The following is a 14019-nucleotide window of genomic DNA, read 5'->3' as shown; positions in this document are numbered from 1 at the left end:
AGCCCTCCGCCAACGCGGAGGGCAAATGGCAACCTTACTCGCCTTGCTGTTCAGCAGCCGGGGCTTCCGGCGCCGCAGCAGGCTGTGACTGCTCGGTTGCTTCTTTAATGCTCAGACGGATGCGGCCCTGGCGGTCAACTTCCAGAACTTTCACCGGTACTTCTTGACCCATTTGCAGGTAATCGGTCACTTTCTCAACGCGCTTGTCAGCGATCTGAGAGATGTGTACCAGACCTTCTTTACCGCCACCGATGGCAACAAACGCGCCAAAGTCAACGATACGGGTCACTTTACCATTGTAGATACGGCCCACTTCGATTTCTGCCGTGATCTCTTCGATACGACGGATAGCGTATTTCGCTTTCTCGCCGTCGGTCGCTGCGATCTTCACAGTACCGTCATCTTCGATTTCGATGGTGGTGCCCGTTTCTTCGGTCAGCGCACGGATAACCGAACCGCCCTTACCGATAACATCTTTGATCTTGTCTGGATTGATCTTGATGGTGTGAATACGCGGAGCGAATTCAGAGATATCACCGCGTGGTGCGTTGATAGCCTGTTCCATCACGCCCAGGATGTGCAGACGCGCACCTTTAGCCTGGTTCAGAGCAACCTGCATGATCTCTTTGGTGATGCCTTCAATTTTGATATCCATCTGCAAGGCAGAGATACCGTCGCGGGAACCCGCCACTTTGAAGTCCATATCGCCCAGGTGGTCTTCGTCACCCAGAATGTCAGACAGAACAACGTAGTTGTCGCCTTCTTTCACCAGACCCATTGCGATACCCGCAACGGCGGCTTTGATTGGCACGCCTGCATCCATCAGCGCCAGAGAGGCACCACACACGGAAGCCATGGAAGAAGAACCGTTGGATTCGGTAATTTCAGACACAACACGTACAGTGTACGGGAATTTGTCTGCTTCAGGCATCACTGCCAGCACGCCGCGCTTCGCCAGACGACCGTGACCAATTTCACGACGCTTCGGTGAGCCAACCATACCGGTTTCGCCCACAGAGTACGGAGGGAAGTTATAGTGGAACAGGAAGCTGTCAGTGCGCTCGCCCATCAGTTCGTCGATGATCTGTGCATCACGTGCAGTACCCAGGGTCGCGGTTACCAGCGCCTGCGTTTCACCACGGGTGAACAGCGCAGAACCGTGAGTACGCGGCAGTACGCCAGTGCGCACGTCCAGACCACGGATCATATCTTTTTCACGGCCATCGATACGCGGCTCGCCTGCCAGTACGCGGCTACGAACAACGTTTTTCTCGATAGCGTGCAGGATTTCGCCAATCTCGTTAGCGTCCAGCGTTTCGTCTTCGGCAACCAGGGTCGCGGTCACTTCAGATTTGATCACATCAACCTGAGCATAGCGCTCCTGTTTGTCGGTGATGCGGTATGCGTCGCTCAGACGAGATTCTGCCAGTGCCGCAACGCGTGCGTTCAGCGCGTCGTTGGCCGCTTCTGGCTGCCAGTCCCAACGTGGTTTACCGGCTTCTTTCACCAGGTCGTTGATGTTTTGGATAACAACCTGCTGCTGGTCGTGGCCAAATACCACAGCACCCAGCATCTGGTCTTCGCTCAGCAGTTCTGCTTCGGATTCAACCATCAGAACTGCCGCTTCAGTACCGGCAACAACCAGATCCAGCTTACTCTCTTTAAGCTCTTCCTGCGTTGGGTTCAGCACGTACTGGTCATTGATGTAACCCACGCGCGCAGCACCGATTGGGCCATTGAATGGAATACCAGACAGTGATAGGGCAGCAGAGGCACCGATCATCGCAACGATGTCAGGGTTAACCTGTGGGTTAACGGAAACGACGGTTGCGATAACCTGCACTTCATTAACGAAGCCTTCCGGGAACAGCGGACGAACCGGGCGGTCAATCAGACGCGCGATCAGGGTTTCGCCTTCGCTTGGACGGCCTTCACGACGGAAGAAGCCACCCGGGATTTTACCGGCAGCGTAGGTACGCTCCTGGTAGTTAACGGTCAGTGGGAAGAAGTCCTGACCTGGTTTAGCTTTTTTCTGGCCAACTACGGTAACGAACACCGCGGTGTCATCCATGCTTACCATAACGGCAGCAGTAGCCTGACGCGCCATCATGCCGGTTTCCAGCGTGACGGTATGTTGACCATACTGGAATTTACGAACGATCGGATTCAGCAAAATTCTGTCCTTTCTTAAATGTATGACAGCACACCACTGGCGTGCTGTCGATTTAACCCGACCTTCTTCGCATCCTCGCGACTAATGACAACCGACACCCCCATGGGTGAAGCCTCTCATTAGCCGCGCGAACCTCTGCAATGAAGATCATTTATAGCAACAATACAATAGTTTCCATTGAATTGCTGCCGTCTGGTTGAAAAAAGGGGCCATCAGGCCCCCTTTTCTGAAACTCGCAAGACTTAGCGACGCAGACCCAGACGCTCGATCAGCGCGGTATAGCGTGCAACATCTTTACGCTTCAGGTAGTCGAGCAGTTTACGACGCTGAGAAACCATACGCAGCAGACCACGACGGCTGTGGTGATCTTTTTTGTGCTCTGCAAAGTGACCTTGCAGGTGGTTAATCTGTGCAGTCAGCAGTGCAACCTGAACTTCGGTAGAACCGCTGTCGTTAGTACCACGACCAAACTCAGAAACGATTTTAGCTTTAGCTTCAACGCTTAGAGACATTTTCAAACTCCAAAGTATAAAGAATGTAAGGATGCCGATCTCTAATTCAGCTATCCCATGTACGCCTCGCAAATTGTTAAACAATTTACCAGGCGTTATGCGGCGATATTCTACTCGTCTCCCCTGCTTATCGCAAGGTAAGGCGTTATCACCGTCACGCTTCGATTGGATATTCGACGACCAGACGACGCGGTGCCACGCGCCCTTCGCCGTCCATTTCGCCCATACCGATGAATTTCTCTTCTTCGCCTTCCGTCACGCGTACCAGGCCCTCAAGCGGCGCTCCCGTTGTGCGAACCGGATTTCCGTTCTTAAAGTAAACGGACGATGTCAGGGGAAGGTTAACAACCGGGAAATCCGCTGCCGGACTGTCCATTGGCATCAGCAGCGGATCCAGCAGATCGGCCGGTGCAATTCCCTGCGCTTGCGCCTGTTCAACCAGGGCATGCAGATGCTCAAGCGTCACCATGCGTTCAACCGGATATTTGCTGACCGCCAGACGACGCAGATAAATTACATGCGCGCCGCAGCCGAGCTTTTCACCGAGGTCATCAATGATGGTACGAATGTAGGTTCCTTTCGAACAGTGTACTTCCAGCTCGAGTTCATCACCTTCGTGGCGAATGAACAGCAGCTCATACACGGTAATCGGACGCGCTTCGCGCGGAACCTCAATGCCCTGACGTGCATATTCGTAGAGCTTCTTACCCTGATATTTCAGCGCCGAATACATCGACGGCACCTGAAGCGTATCACCACGAAAACTGTCCAGCGCTGCCTCAAGTTGCTCTGCGCTAAAGGTCACCGGGCGCTCTTCCACCACCTGGCCATCTGCATCGGAGGTATCCGTCCGCTGACCCAGTTTAGCAATCACGCGGTAGCGCTTATCGGAATCCAGCAGGTACTGGGAAAACTTTGTCGCTTCCCCCAGGCAGATCGGCAGCATGCCGGTTGCCAGCGGATCCAGCGCGCCGGTGTGACCTGCACGGTTGGCGTTATAAATACGTTTCACTTTTTGCAGCACGTCGTTGCTGGATGCGCCCTGCGGTTTATCCAGCAACAGCACGCCATGCACGTCACGACCGCGACGACGAGGACGACTCATCAGTCCTCCTTGCTGTCGTCCGCCGGATTAACACGACGCTCATCGTCATGTTTCACCACGCTGGTCACCAGGTTGGACATACGCATACCTTCAACCAGCGAGTTGTCGTAGAAGAAGGTGAGTTCCGGCACGATACGCAGGCGCATCGCTTTGCCAAGCAGAGAGCGGATGAAACCAGAGGCTTCCTGCAACGCTTTAATGCCGTTCTTCACTGCGTCTTCATCCTGGTCATTCAGGAAAGTCACGAATACCTTGGCGTACGCCAGGTCGCGGGACATTTCCACGCCAGACACGGTGGTCATCATACCGACACGTGGATCTTTGATTTCACGTTGCAGAATGAGCGCGATCTCTTTCTGCATCTCCTGCGCGACGCGCTGTGGGCGACCAAATTCTTTCGCCATAATAAATTCTCCAGACAAAAAAGGGGCTTAAGCCCCTTTTTAAAATTACTGCCGGGTGGCGCTTCGCTTACCCGGCCTACGCTAATTAATCTTCAGTTGACGAAGATTACGCGATGGTACGCTGAATTTCGATGATCTCGAACACTTCGATCATATCGCCAACGCGAACGTCGTTGTAGTTCTTCACGCCGATACCACATTCCATGCCGTTACGGACTTCGTTAACGTCATCTTTGAAGCGGCGCAGGGATTCCAGCTCGCCTTCGTAGATAACCACGTTGTCACGCAGTACGCGAATTGGGTTGTGACGCTTGATGGTCCCTTCGGTAACCATACAGCCCGCGATCGCACCGAATTTCGGTGATTTGAACACGTCACGTACTTCAGCCAGACCGATGATCTGCTGTTTCAGCTCAGGAGACAGCATGCCGCTCATCGCTGCTTTCACTTCGTCAATCAGGTTATAGATGACGGAGTAGTAACGCAGATCCAGGCTTTCAGCATCAATCACTTTACGCGCAGAAGCGTCAGCACGAACGTTGAAGCCAACCAGGATCGCGTTGGACGCTGCTGCCAGGGTTGCGTCGGTTTCGGTGATACCACCTACGCCAGAACCGATGATCTTCACTTTCACTTCGTCGGTAGACAGTTTCAGCAAGGAGTCGGAGATCGCTTCCACAGAACCCTGAACGTCCGCTTTCAGAACGACATTCACTTCGTGAACTTCGCCTTCGGTCATGTTGGCGAACATGTTCTCGAGTTTAGATTTCTGCTGACGAGCCAGCTTCACTTCACGGAATTTACCCTGACGATACAGTGCAACTTCACGCGCTTTCTTCTCGTCACGTACCACGGTGACTTCGTCACCGGCAGCCGGAACACCGGACAGGCCGAGGATTTCCACCGGAATGGACGGACCCGCTTCCAGCACTTCCTGACCCAGTTCGTTACGCATCGCACGAACGCGACCGTATTCGAAACCACACAGAACGATGTCACCCTTGTGCAGAGTACCTTCGCGAACCAGAACGGTTGCAACCGGACCACGACCTTTATCCAGGAAGGATTCGATTACCGCGCCGCTCGCCATACCTTTACGAACCGCTTTCAGCTCCAGAACTTCAGCCTGAAGCAGGATAGCGTTCAGCAGGTCGTCGATACCGGTACCCGCTTTTGCAGATACAGGGATGAACTGCGCTTCACCGCCCCACTCTTCCGGCATGACGCCGTACTGGGACAGTTCGTTCTTCACGCGATCCATATCGGCTTCTGGCTTATCGATTTTGTTAACTGCGACAACCAGAGGCACCTGCGCCGCTTTCGCGTGCTGGATAGCTTCAATGGTCTGTGGCATCACGCCATCGTCGGCAGCAACAACCAGTACAACGATATCCGTTGCCTGAGCACCACGAGCACGCATGGAGGTAAACGCTGCGTGGCCCGGGGTATCCAGGAAGGTGATCATGCCGTTTTCGGTTTCTACGTGGTAAGCACCGATGTGCTGAGTAATACCACCCGCTTCGCCGGAGGCAACCTTAGTAGAACGAATGTAGTCAAGCAGAGAGGTTTTACCGTGGTCAACGTGACCCATGATGGTCACAACCGGTGCGCGCGGTTCAGCCGCTGCGCCCGTATCACGGTCGCTCATTACTGCTTCTTCCAGCTCGTTTTCACGACGCAGGATAACTTTGTGGCCCATCTCTTCGGCAACCAGCTGTGCGGTTTCCTGGTCGATGACCTGGTTAATGGTGGCCATTGCGCCCAGTTTCATCATCGCTTTGATGACCTGAGAGCCTTTTACCGCCATCTTGTTAGCCAGTTCGCCAACGGTGATGGTTTCGCCGATCACAACGTCACGGTTAACGGCCTGAGCAGGCTTCTGGAAGCCCTGCTGGAGAGCGGAACCTTTACGCTTGCCGCCTTTACCGCCGCGAACCGCTGCACGCGCTTCTTCACGGTCAGCTTTTGATTCAGCGTGTTTGTTACCTTTTTTCGCAGGACGTGCAGCTTTTGCACTGCGAGTACGGCCACGACCACCTTCAACTTCACGGTCGTTGTCGTCTTCTGCCTGGCGCGCATGCTGAGACGTGGTGACGTGATAATCGCTGGTATCTTCAGTAGGTTCAGCGGTATTCACACCATTCTTCTCGTTTTCTTCTGCCATGCGTCGCGCTTCTTCGGCGACGCGGCGAGCTTCTTCTTCAAGCTTACGGCGGGCTTCTTCTTCCGCTTTACGCTTCAGCTCGGCAGCTTCATTTTCACGGCGGGCTTTTTCAGCCTGGGCTGTTTTGGTCATTTCGTCGGTCTGTTGATTGCTCACTTTGTCTTTTTCCGCAGCGTCACGCTTCGCTTTTTCACCGGCGTCGCGTTTCGCTTTTTCTGCGGCCTCACGTTCAGCTTTTAATTCTGCTTCACGTTTGGCAGTGGCTTCTGCCTCACGCTGAGCTTGTTCTTCCGCTTCACGCTGTGCCTGCTCTTCCGCGGCAAGGCGTTCTGCCTCTTGCGGATCACGTTTTACAAAGGTGCGCGTCTTGCGGACTTCAATTTGTACCGATTTGCTTTTGCCGCCGGTACCAGGGATGTTCAACGTGCTACGCGTTTTGCGCTGTAGCGTTAACTTGTCAGGCGTAGAGCCGTGTTCACGGTTCAGGTGCGCTAACAAGGTTTGTTTTTCTTGCGCGGTCACCGAGTCATCAGCGGACTTCGGGATCCCTGCATCAGCAAATTGCTGTACCAGGCGGTCCACGGAGGTCTGAATCTCAGCAGCCAGCGATTTTACAGTTACATCAGTCATGCTGTTCCTTCCTGCTACAGTTTATTACGCTTCGTCGCCGAACCAGCAAATATTACGTGCGGCCATGATGAGTTCGCCGGCTTTCTCGTCGGTTAAACCTTCGATATCAGCCAGGTCATCAACGCCTTGCTCAGCGAGATCTTCCAGCGTACAAACACCACGGGCAGCCAGCTTGAACGCAATCGCACGATCAAGACCTTCCAGATTCAGCAGGTCATCAGCCGGCTTCTTATCGCCAAGGCTTTCTTCCTGAGCCAGCGCCAGGGTGGTCAGTGCGTTTTTAGCGCGTTCACGCAGGGCTTCAACGGTTGGTTCATCCAGACCGTCAATTTCCAGCAGCTCTTTCATTGGCACATAGGCCAGTTCTTCCAGCGTAGAGAAACCTTCTTCAACCAGCACAGTGGCGAAATCTTCGTCAATGTCCAGGTATTTGGTGAAGGTGTCGATCGCCGCATGGGCTTCAGCCTGATGCTTGGCCTGAAGGTCATCAACGGTCATCACGTTGAGTTCCCAGCCGCTCAGCTGTGACGCCAGACGTACGTTCTGACCGTTACGGCCAATCGCCTGCGCCAGGTTGCCCGCTTCTACAGCGATATCCATGGTGTGTTTGTCTTCGTCAACTACGATAGACGCCACATCAGCCGGTGCCATTGCGTTGATCACGAACTGCGCCGGGTTATCGTCCCACAGAACGATATCAATGCGCTCGCCGCCCAGTTCGGTAGAAACCGCCTGAACACGTGCGCCACGCATACCGACGCAGGCACCGACCGGGTCGATACGCTTGTCGTTGGTTTTCACCGCAATTTTCGCACGGGAACCCGGATCGCGGGCCGCCGCTTTGATTTCGATAACTTCTTCGCCGATTTCCGGCACTTCAATACGGAACAGTTCAACCAGCATTTCTGGTTTAGAACGCGTTACGAACAGCTGTGCACCACGCGCTTCAGGGCGTACGGCATACAGCACACCACGAATACGGTCACCTGGGCGGAAGTTCTCACGCGGCAGCATATCTTCGCGCAGGATCACGGCTTCAGCGTTACCCGGCAGCCCTTCGGATTTGATCTCCAGAGAGATGTTGTCGCGGTTTACTTTCTTCACCACGCCAGTGATGATTTCGCCTTCCTGATCGCGGAACTGATCGACAACCAGCGCGCGCTCAGCTTCGCGAACTTTCTGCACGATAACCTGCTTCGCGGTCTGGGTGGTGATACGGTCGAAGGTAACAGATTCAATCTGATCTTCAACGTAGTCACCCACGTTCAGACTTTCGTCTTCAAAACGTGCCGCTTCCAGGGTGATCTCTTTGGTCGGCTGGGTCACTTCTTCAACAATTACCCAGCGACGGAATGTATCGAAGTCACCGCTTTTACGATCGATTTCTACGCGAACATCGATCTCTTGTTCGTATTTTTTCTTGGTCGCTGTAGCCAGTGCACTTTCCAGCGCTTCGAAAATCTTCTCACGCGGCAGTGATTTCTCGTTGGAGACGGCTTCAACAACAGCCAAAATTTCTTTGTTCATCGCGGGCTTTTCACCTCAATCCAGACTGTTAAAAGTGGGGAACCAGGTTCGCCTTCTGGATATTACTCAGCGCGAACACTTCATCTTTGCCTTCGACTGTCACCGTGATCATTTCACCATCAACGGCTTTGATAATTCCCTGCCATTTACGGCGGTTCTGTACGGCCATACGCAGAACGAGAGCCACTTCTTCACCGGTAAAACGCACATAGTGCTCGGCCGTGAACATCGGGCGATCGAGGCCAGGTGAGGAAACTTCCAGGTTGTACGCAACGGTAATCGGATCTTCAACATCAAGAACCGCACTCACCTGGTGGCTGACATCAGCACAATCATCAACATTGATGCCATCTTCACTATCAATATAGATGCGCAGTGTGGATGTACGGCCGCGAACGAATTCGATGCCGACCAGTTCGTAGCCCAGTGCTTCGACCGGTGCAGAAATCATCTCTGTTAATTTTTGCTCTAATGTGGACAAGCCCACCCCCAAGACATAAAAAAAGGGCGTAAAGCCCAGTTATTCTGTAGTCAGATAACAAAAAACCCCGATAAATCGGGGCTTTAGATAACTGAACCCTATAGCCACAACTGTGGCCTGGAGCACTCTCCGAAAGAATTTTTTCAAATCCAGCTACGAAGGCTCTAAGTCTTCACAGTATATTTGAAAAAGAACTTTATGGGAAAGTGGTTGCGGGGGCCGGATTTGAACCGACGACCTTCGGGTTATGAGCCCGACGAGCTACCAGGCTGCTCCACCCCGCGCCTGAAACGTGGCAAATTCTACGCGTTTTGGACAGAATTTGCAAATAATGCTGGGATTTGGTACCGAAGACGGGACGTAAAATCGGCGTTTAGTATATTGATAGTTGACCCCACCTGTCAACCTAACTTCAGTCAGGGGAATAAAAGGGAAATTTTTACAAAAAACGCACACGTCTCTTTCGGTCGTCGGTAAAAGATGATTAAATGAATACTCACTTATTTTGCATAAACATGCATCGAGAGCGAAAGCGGTCTCTAAACAGTCACTCAAGCAGGGTTTTATTATATGACGACGATTCTCAAGCATCTCCCGGTAGGACAACGTATTGGCATCGCTTTTTCTGGCGGCCTGGATACCAGCGCTGCACTGCTGTGGATGCGCCAGAAGGGAGCGGTTCCTTATGCATATACTGCGAACCTGGGTCAGCCGGACGAGGAAGATTATGACGCAATCCCTCGTCGTGCCATGGAATATGGCGCAGAGAACGCACGTCTGATCGACTGCCGTAAGCAGCTGGTTGCCGAAGGGATTGCCGCGATCCAGTGCGGTGCTTTTCATAATACTACCGGCGGCCTGACCTATTTTAATACCACTCCGCTGGGTCGTGCCGTCACTGGCACCATGCTGGTCGCCGCCATGAAAGAAGATGGCGTGAACATCTGGGGTGATGGTAGCACCTATAAAGGCAATGATATTGAACGTTTCTATCGTTATGGCCTGCTGACCAACGCCGAGTTGCAGATCTACAAACCGTGGCTGGATACCGACTTCATCGACGAACTGGGTGGCCGTCATGAAATGTCTGAATTTATGATTGCCTGCGGCTTTGACTACAAGATGTCCGTTGAGAAAGCCTACTCAACCGACTCCAACATGCTGGGTGCGACGCACGAAGCGAAAGACCTGGAATTCCTGAACTCCAGCGTGAAAATTGTTAACCCGATCATGGGCGTGAAGTTCTGGGATGAGAACGTGAACATCCCGGCGGAAGAAGTGACCGTGCGTTTCGAACGCGGCCATCCGGTTGCCCTGAACGGCAAAACCTTCTCCGACGATGTTGAACTGATGCTGGAAGCAAACCGCATCGGCGGCCGTCACGGTCTGGGTATGAGTGACCAGATTGAGAACCGTATTATCGAAGCGAAAAGCCGTGGCATTTACGAAGCGCCGGGGATGGCGTTGTTGCACATCGCTTACGAGCGTCTGCTGACCGGCATTCACAACGAAGATACCATTGAGCAGTATCACTCTCATGGCCGCCAGCTGGGCAAACTGCTGTATCAGGGTCGCTGGTTTGATCCACAGGCGCTGATGCTGCGTGACGCCCTGCAACGTTGGGTGGCAAGCGCCATCACCGGCGAAGTGACGCTGGAACTGCGTCGCGGCAATGACTACTCCATCCTCAATACCGTGTCTGACAACCTGACCTATAAAGCAGAGCGTCTGACCATGGAGAAAGGTGAGTCAGTGTTCTCTCCGGACGATCGTATTGGCCAGTTGACCATGCGTAACCTGGACATCACCGATACCCGTGAGAAGCTGTTCAACTATGTTGAGAATGGCCTGCTCTCCGCCAGTTCCGGTAATGGCCTCCCACAGGTTGAGAACCTGGAACACAGTGATAAGAAATAATCGACAGCAAGTCATACAAAAGGCGCCCATTGGGCGCCTTTTTTGTGGTCTTAGTAGGCCCGGTAAGCGCAGCGCCACCGGACAAAACGGTGGGTGACGCTGCGCTTACCCGCCCTACAAAAGATCGGAAACACGGAATGCACAGACGAAAAAAAAGACGTCTTGCGACGTCTTTCTTCTGGAATATTGGTACCGAGGATGGGACTCGAACCCACAAGCCCGTTAGGGCACTACCACCTCAAGGTAGCGTGTCTACCAATTCCACCACCTCGGTACGGAATACTTACTGCGGGATATCGCTGGTTGGCTTAGCCGGTGCAGCTGGCTGAGTTTGCTCAGTTTTTGCTGGCGCGCTCAGATTTTCCCACTCGCTTCCTTTACTGGTCTTATTGCTGTTGATATTGCCCAGCACCAGACTGATGATGAAGAACAGCGTAGCCAGAATCGCCGTCGTACGGGTCATGAAGTTCGCAGAACCACTTGAACCGAACAGCGTACCGGAAGCGCCTGCTCCGAAGGAGGCTCCCATATCAGCGCCTTTACCTTGCTGTAGCATAATCAGCGCTACGAGAGCGATGGCTACAATAAGGAAAATAACTAAAAGAGCTTCGTACATAATCAACCTGTTCCTTGCGGATTTGCCGCATACCAATGCTTCAACCAATTAGCAGGATTTTGTTTCCCACTGAAGCGGGTGTGAATACTAACCAAAGCGAATCACCTTCGCAAGGGCATTTTCGAGGCATTGTATCAACTGCCGAAAAAAACAGCAAAAATCCATTCATTGCTTAAAACAAAGGCGGCAAACGCCGCCTTTTTAAACACCTATTATGAAAGATTATGCAGCTTTCACAGCATCCGCAATACGGTGCGCAAATTCGGTCACCTGCACTTCGTCTTCACCTTCCACCATCACGCGGATCAGCGGCTCCGTACCTGACTTACGCAGCAGAACGCGCCCACGACTGCCCAAAGCGGCTTCTACGTCTGCCATCACCGCTTTCACGTTGTCATTTTCCAGGGGATCGCCTTTACCGGCGGTGAAACGCACGTTCACCAGGATCTGCGGGAACATTTTCATGCCGCTGCAAAGATCGTGCAGGCTCATATGGTTACGCGCCATCGCGGCAACAACCTGAAGTGCCGCCACAATGCCGTCACCGGTGGTGGTTTTATCGAGCAGGATCACGTGGCCGGAGTTTTCCGCGCCAATGCGCCAGCCTTTCTCCTGGAGTTTTTCCAGCACGTAGCGGTCACCCACTTTCGCACGAACAAACGGGATGCCCAGCTGTTTCAACGCCAGCTCCAGACCCATGTTGCTCATCAGCGTGCCCACCGCGCCACCGCGCAGTTGCCCCTGACGCAGGCCTTCACGTGCAATAATGTAGAGGATCTGATCGCCATCGACTTTGTTACCTTCGTGGTCAACCATGATCACACGGTCGCCATCGCCATCCAGGGCAATACCCAGATCGGCCTTTTCAGCCAGGACACGCGCCTGCAAGGCACGTACGTCTGTCGCGCCGACTTCTTCGTTGATGTTCAGGCCGTCCGGCTCGCAGCCGATAGTGATCACTTTCGCACCCAGCTCGCGGAAAACATTCGGCGCAATGTGGTAAGTCGCACCGTTTGCACAGTCCACCACAATTTTGAGATGTGCCAGGCTCAGTTCATTCGGGAAAGTGCCTTTACAGAATTCAATGTAGCGGCCTGCGGCATCGACAATACGGTTTGCTTTACCCAGCTCAGCGGAGTCGACACAGGTGATCTCTTTTTCCATTTCCGCTTCAATCGCCTCTTCCACGTCATCCGGCAGTTTAGTGCCGTCGATGGAGAAGAATTTGATACCGTTGTCATAGAACGGGTTATGTGAAGCGGAAATGACGATGCCCGCTTCCGCACGGAAGGTGCGGGTCAGATAGGCAACAGCAGGGGTCGGCATTGGTCCCGTAAAGGAAGCAGAAAGCCCTGCCGCCGCCAGCCCGGCTTCCAGCGCGGACTCCAGCATGTAACCCGAAATACGGGTATCTTTCCCAATAATGATCTTACGAGAGCCATGACGCGCCAGCACTTTCCCCGCTGCCCAGCCCAGCTTCAGGACAAAGTCAGGGGTTATTGGCGCATCGCCTACGCGCCCACGGATGCCATCGGTACCAAAATATTTACGATTACTCATAGCGTTTGTTTTCCTTCGCTGCCAGTGTGGCTTCCACCACACGCATGGCTTCTACTGTTTCTTTTACGTCATGGACGCGAATGATGTGTGCACCTTGCATCGCGGCAATCACCGCGCAGGCCAGACTGCCGCTCAGACGTTCGCTCGGCCCGACATTCAACAACTGACCAATCATCGATTTTCTCGACATTCCCACCAGCAGTGGTAGGCCGAACTGATGAAATTCTGATAAGCGCGCAAGCAACGCATAATTGTGTGAGAGATTTTTACCGAAACCGAAGCCCGGGTCGAGCAGCAATTTCTCTTTTGCGATTCCCGCACGTTCACAGCGTTCGATATGCTCAATAAAGAAGCGGGTGACATCATCAAACACATCTTCATATTTAGGCGCCTCCTGCATTGTCTTAGGCTGGCCCTGCATATGCATCAGACACACCGGTAGCCCGGTTTCTGCGGCGGCTTCGATCGCGCCTGGCTCGGTCAGCGAGCGAATATCATTAATAATGTGAGCGCCCACTCTCGCCACTTCGCGGATCACTTCGGGTTTGGAAGTATCAACGGAGATCCACACTTCAAAGCGTCGGGCGATAGCTTCCACCACCGGCACCACGCGCGCCAGCTCTTCTTCCACCGAAACCTCCGCTGCGCCAGGCCGCGTTGACTCCCCTCCAACGTCAATGATGGTGGCGCCCGCGTTGATCATTAAATTTGCGTGTTTAACCGCGTCGATGAGCGAGTTATGCGTGCCGCCGTCAGAGAAGGAATCAGGCGTGACATTCAGGATCCCCATCACATGGGGATGTGAAAGGTCGAGATGCGAATCCTGGGCGAATAGTTTCATGGTGAAATCCCTGGAATGAATGTGGTTAAATGGATAAGAAAAACCCCGGAGCAAGCTCCAGGGTTTGAGATACAAACAAACGCTTCAAC

Annotated in this window: 11 protein-coding genes and 2 tRNA genes; 1 reads left to right on the top strand and 12 read right to left on the bottom strand. The window is 53.3% G+C overall.

Annotated features, from left to right (window positions below):
• Positions 1 to 34: 34 nt before the first annotated feature.
• The 8 genes from pnp to G6Q29_RS17315 all read right to left on the bottom strand — a co-directional run bounded on the left by pnp (position 35) and on the right by G6Q29_RS17315 (position 9280).
• Entirely contained in the window at positions 35 to 2173 is a 2139-nt protein-coding gene (gene pnp / locus G6Q29_RS17350) for a polyribonucleotide nucleotidyltransferase (protein WP_003861786.1), read from the bottom strand.
• 242 nt (positions 2174 to 2415) lie between these two features.
• Positions 2416 to 2685, bottom strand: a complete 270-nt coding sequence (gene rpsO, locus G6Q29_RS17345) for a 30S ribosomal protein S15 (protein WP_003861789.1) — start codon at positions 2683 to 2685, stop codon at positions 2416 to 2418.
• Positions 2686 to 2839: 154 nt separating this feature from the next.
• The gene (truB, locus tag G6Q29_RS17340; RefSeq protein ID WP_165466679.1) at positions 2840 to 3790 is read right to left on the bottom strand and encodes a tRNA pseudouridine(55) synthase TruB; all 951 of its coding nucleotides are present in this window, start codon (positions 3788 to 3790) and stop codon (positions 2840 to 2842) included.
• Positions 3790 to 4194: a 30S ribosome-binding factor RbfA gene (rbfA, locus tag G6Q29_RS17335; RefSeq protein WP_003861793.1), complete on the bottom strand. Its 405-nt coding sequence runs from the start codon at positions 4192 to 4194 to the stop codon at positions 3790 to 3792. The genes truB and rbfA overlap by 1 nt, the downstream gene beginning before the upstream one ends.
• A gap of 106 nt (positions 4195 to 4300) precedes the next feature.
• Complete coding sequence (gene infB, locus G6Q29_RS17330) at positions 4301 to 6988, bottom strand: translation initiation factor IF-2 (protein ID WP_003861796.1); 2688 nt, start codon at positions 6986 to 6988, stop codon at positions 4301 to 4303.
• 24 nt (positions 6989 to 7012) lie between these two features.
• On the bottom strand, positions 7013 to 8515 hold the full coding sequence (gene nusA, locus G6Q29_RS17325) for a transcription termination factor NusA (RefSeq protein ID WP_003861798.1): 1503 nt from the start codon (positions 8513 to 8515) through the stop codon (positions 7013 to 7015).
• Between the two features lie 28 nt (positions 8516 to 8543).
• A complete protein-coding gene (gene rimP, locus G6Q29_RS17320) occupies positions 8544 to 8996 on the bottom strand; it encodes a ribosome maturation factor RimP (RefSeq protein ID WP_165466678.1) in 453 nt (150 codons plus the stop codon).
• A gap of 207 nt (positions 8997 to 9203) precedes the next feature.
• Positions 9204 to 9280, bottom strand: a tRNA-Met gene (locus G6Q29_RS17315).
• A gap of 286 nt (positions 9281 to 9566) precedes the next feature.
• On the opposite strand from G6Q29_RS17315, the gene argG reads away from it, so the two are divergent.
• Positions 9567 to 10913 (top strand): argininosuccinate synthase, encoded by a 1347-nt coding sequence (gene argG, locus G6Q29_RS17310; RefSeq protein WP_165466677.1) that lies wholly within the window; start codon positions 9567 to 9569, stop codon positions 10911 to 10913.
• 187 nt (positions 10914 to 11100) lie between these two features.
• Here the strand turns inward: argG and G6Q29_RS17305 are convergent.
• The 4 genes from G6Q29_RS17305 to folP form a co-directional block, all read right to left on the bottom strand.
• A tRNA-Leu gene (locus G6Q29_RS17305) sits at positions 11101 to 11187 on the bottom strand.
• A 9-nt stretch (positions 11188 to 11196) separates the two neighbouring features.
• Positions 11197 to 11529, bottom strand: coding sequence for a preprotein translocase subunit SecG (gene secG, locus G6Q29_RS17300; RefSeq protein WP_003861803.1), 333 nt, complete (start codon positions 11527 to 11529; stop codon positions 11197 to 11199).
• A gap of 222 nt (positions 11530 to 11751) precedes the next feature.
• Positions 11752 to 13089: a phosphoglucosamine mutase gene (gene glmM / locus G6Q29_RS17295; protein ID WP_165466676.1), complete on the bottom strand. Its 1338-nt coding sequence runs from the start codon at positions 13087 to 13089 to the stop codon at positions 11752 to 11754.
• The gene (gene folP, locus G6Q29_RS17290; protein ID WP_165466675.1) at positions 13082 to 13930 is read right to left on the bottom strand and encodes a dihydropteroate synthase; all 849 of its coding nucleotides are present in this window, start codon (positions 13928 to 13930) and stop codon (positions 13082 to 13084) included. The genes glmM and folP overlap by 8 nt, the downstream gene beginning before the upstream one ends.
• Positions 13931 to 14019 lie beyond the last annotated feature (89 nt).

The organism is Enterobacter cloacae, from assembly GCF_011078175.1.
In the GTDB taxonomy this organism is placed as follows: Bacteria; Pseudomonadota; Gammaproteobacteria; order Enterobacterales; family Enterobacteriaceae; genus Enterobacter; species Enterobacter cloacae_Q.
This window is presented reverse-complemented; position numbering and strand designations above follow the sequence as displayed.

What these genes read in the sequence shown, in the direction of transcription:
- rpsO (WP_003861789.1), bottom strand. Translation starts at nt 2,685, where the DNA reads ATGTCTCTAAGCGTTGAAGCTAAAGCTAAAATCGTTTCTGAGTTTGGT.
- nusA (WP_003861798.1), bottom strand. Translation starts at nt 8,515, where the DNA reads ATGAACAAAGAAATTTTGGCTGTTGTTGAAGCCGTCTCCAACGAGAAA.
- secG (WP_003861803.1), bottom strand. Translation starts at nt 11,529, where the DNA reads ATGTACGAAGCTCTTTTAGTTATTTTCCTTATTGTAGCCATCGCTCTC.
- glmM (WP_165466676.1), bottom strand. Translation starts at nt 13,089, where the DNA reads ATGAGTAATCGTAAATATTTTGGTACCGATGGCATCCGTGGGCGCGTA.
- infB (WP_003861796.1), bottom strand. Translation starts at nt 6,988, where the DNA reads ATGACTGATGTAACTGTAAAATCGCTGGCTGCTGAGATTCAGACCTCC.
- folP (WP_165466675.1), bottom strand. Translation starts at nt 13,930, where the DNA reads ATGAAACTATTCGCCCAGGATTCGCATCTCGACCTTTCACATCCCCAT.
- rbfA (WP_003861793.1), bottom strand. Translation starts at nt 4,194, where the DNA reads ATGGCGAAAGAATTTGGTCGCCCACAGCGCGTCGCGCAGGAGATGCAG.
- truB (WP_165466679.1), bottom strand. Translation starts at nt 3,790, where the DNA reads ATGAGTCGTCCTCGTCGTCGCGGTCGTGACGTGCATGGCGTGCTGTTG.
- argG (WP_165466677.1), top strand. Translation starts at nt 9,567, where the DNA reads ATGACGACGATTCTCAAGCATCTCCCGGTAGGACAACGTATTGGCATC.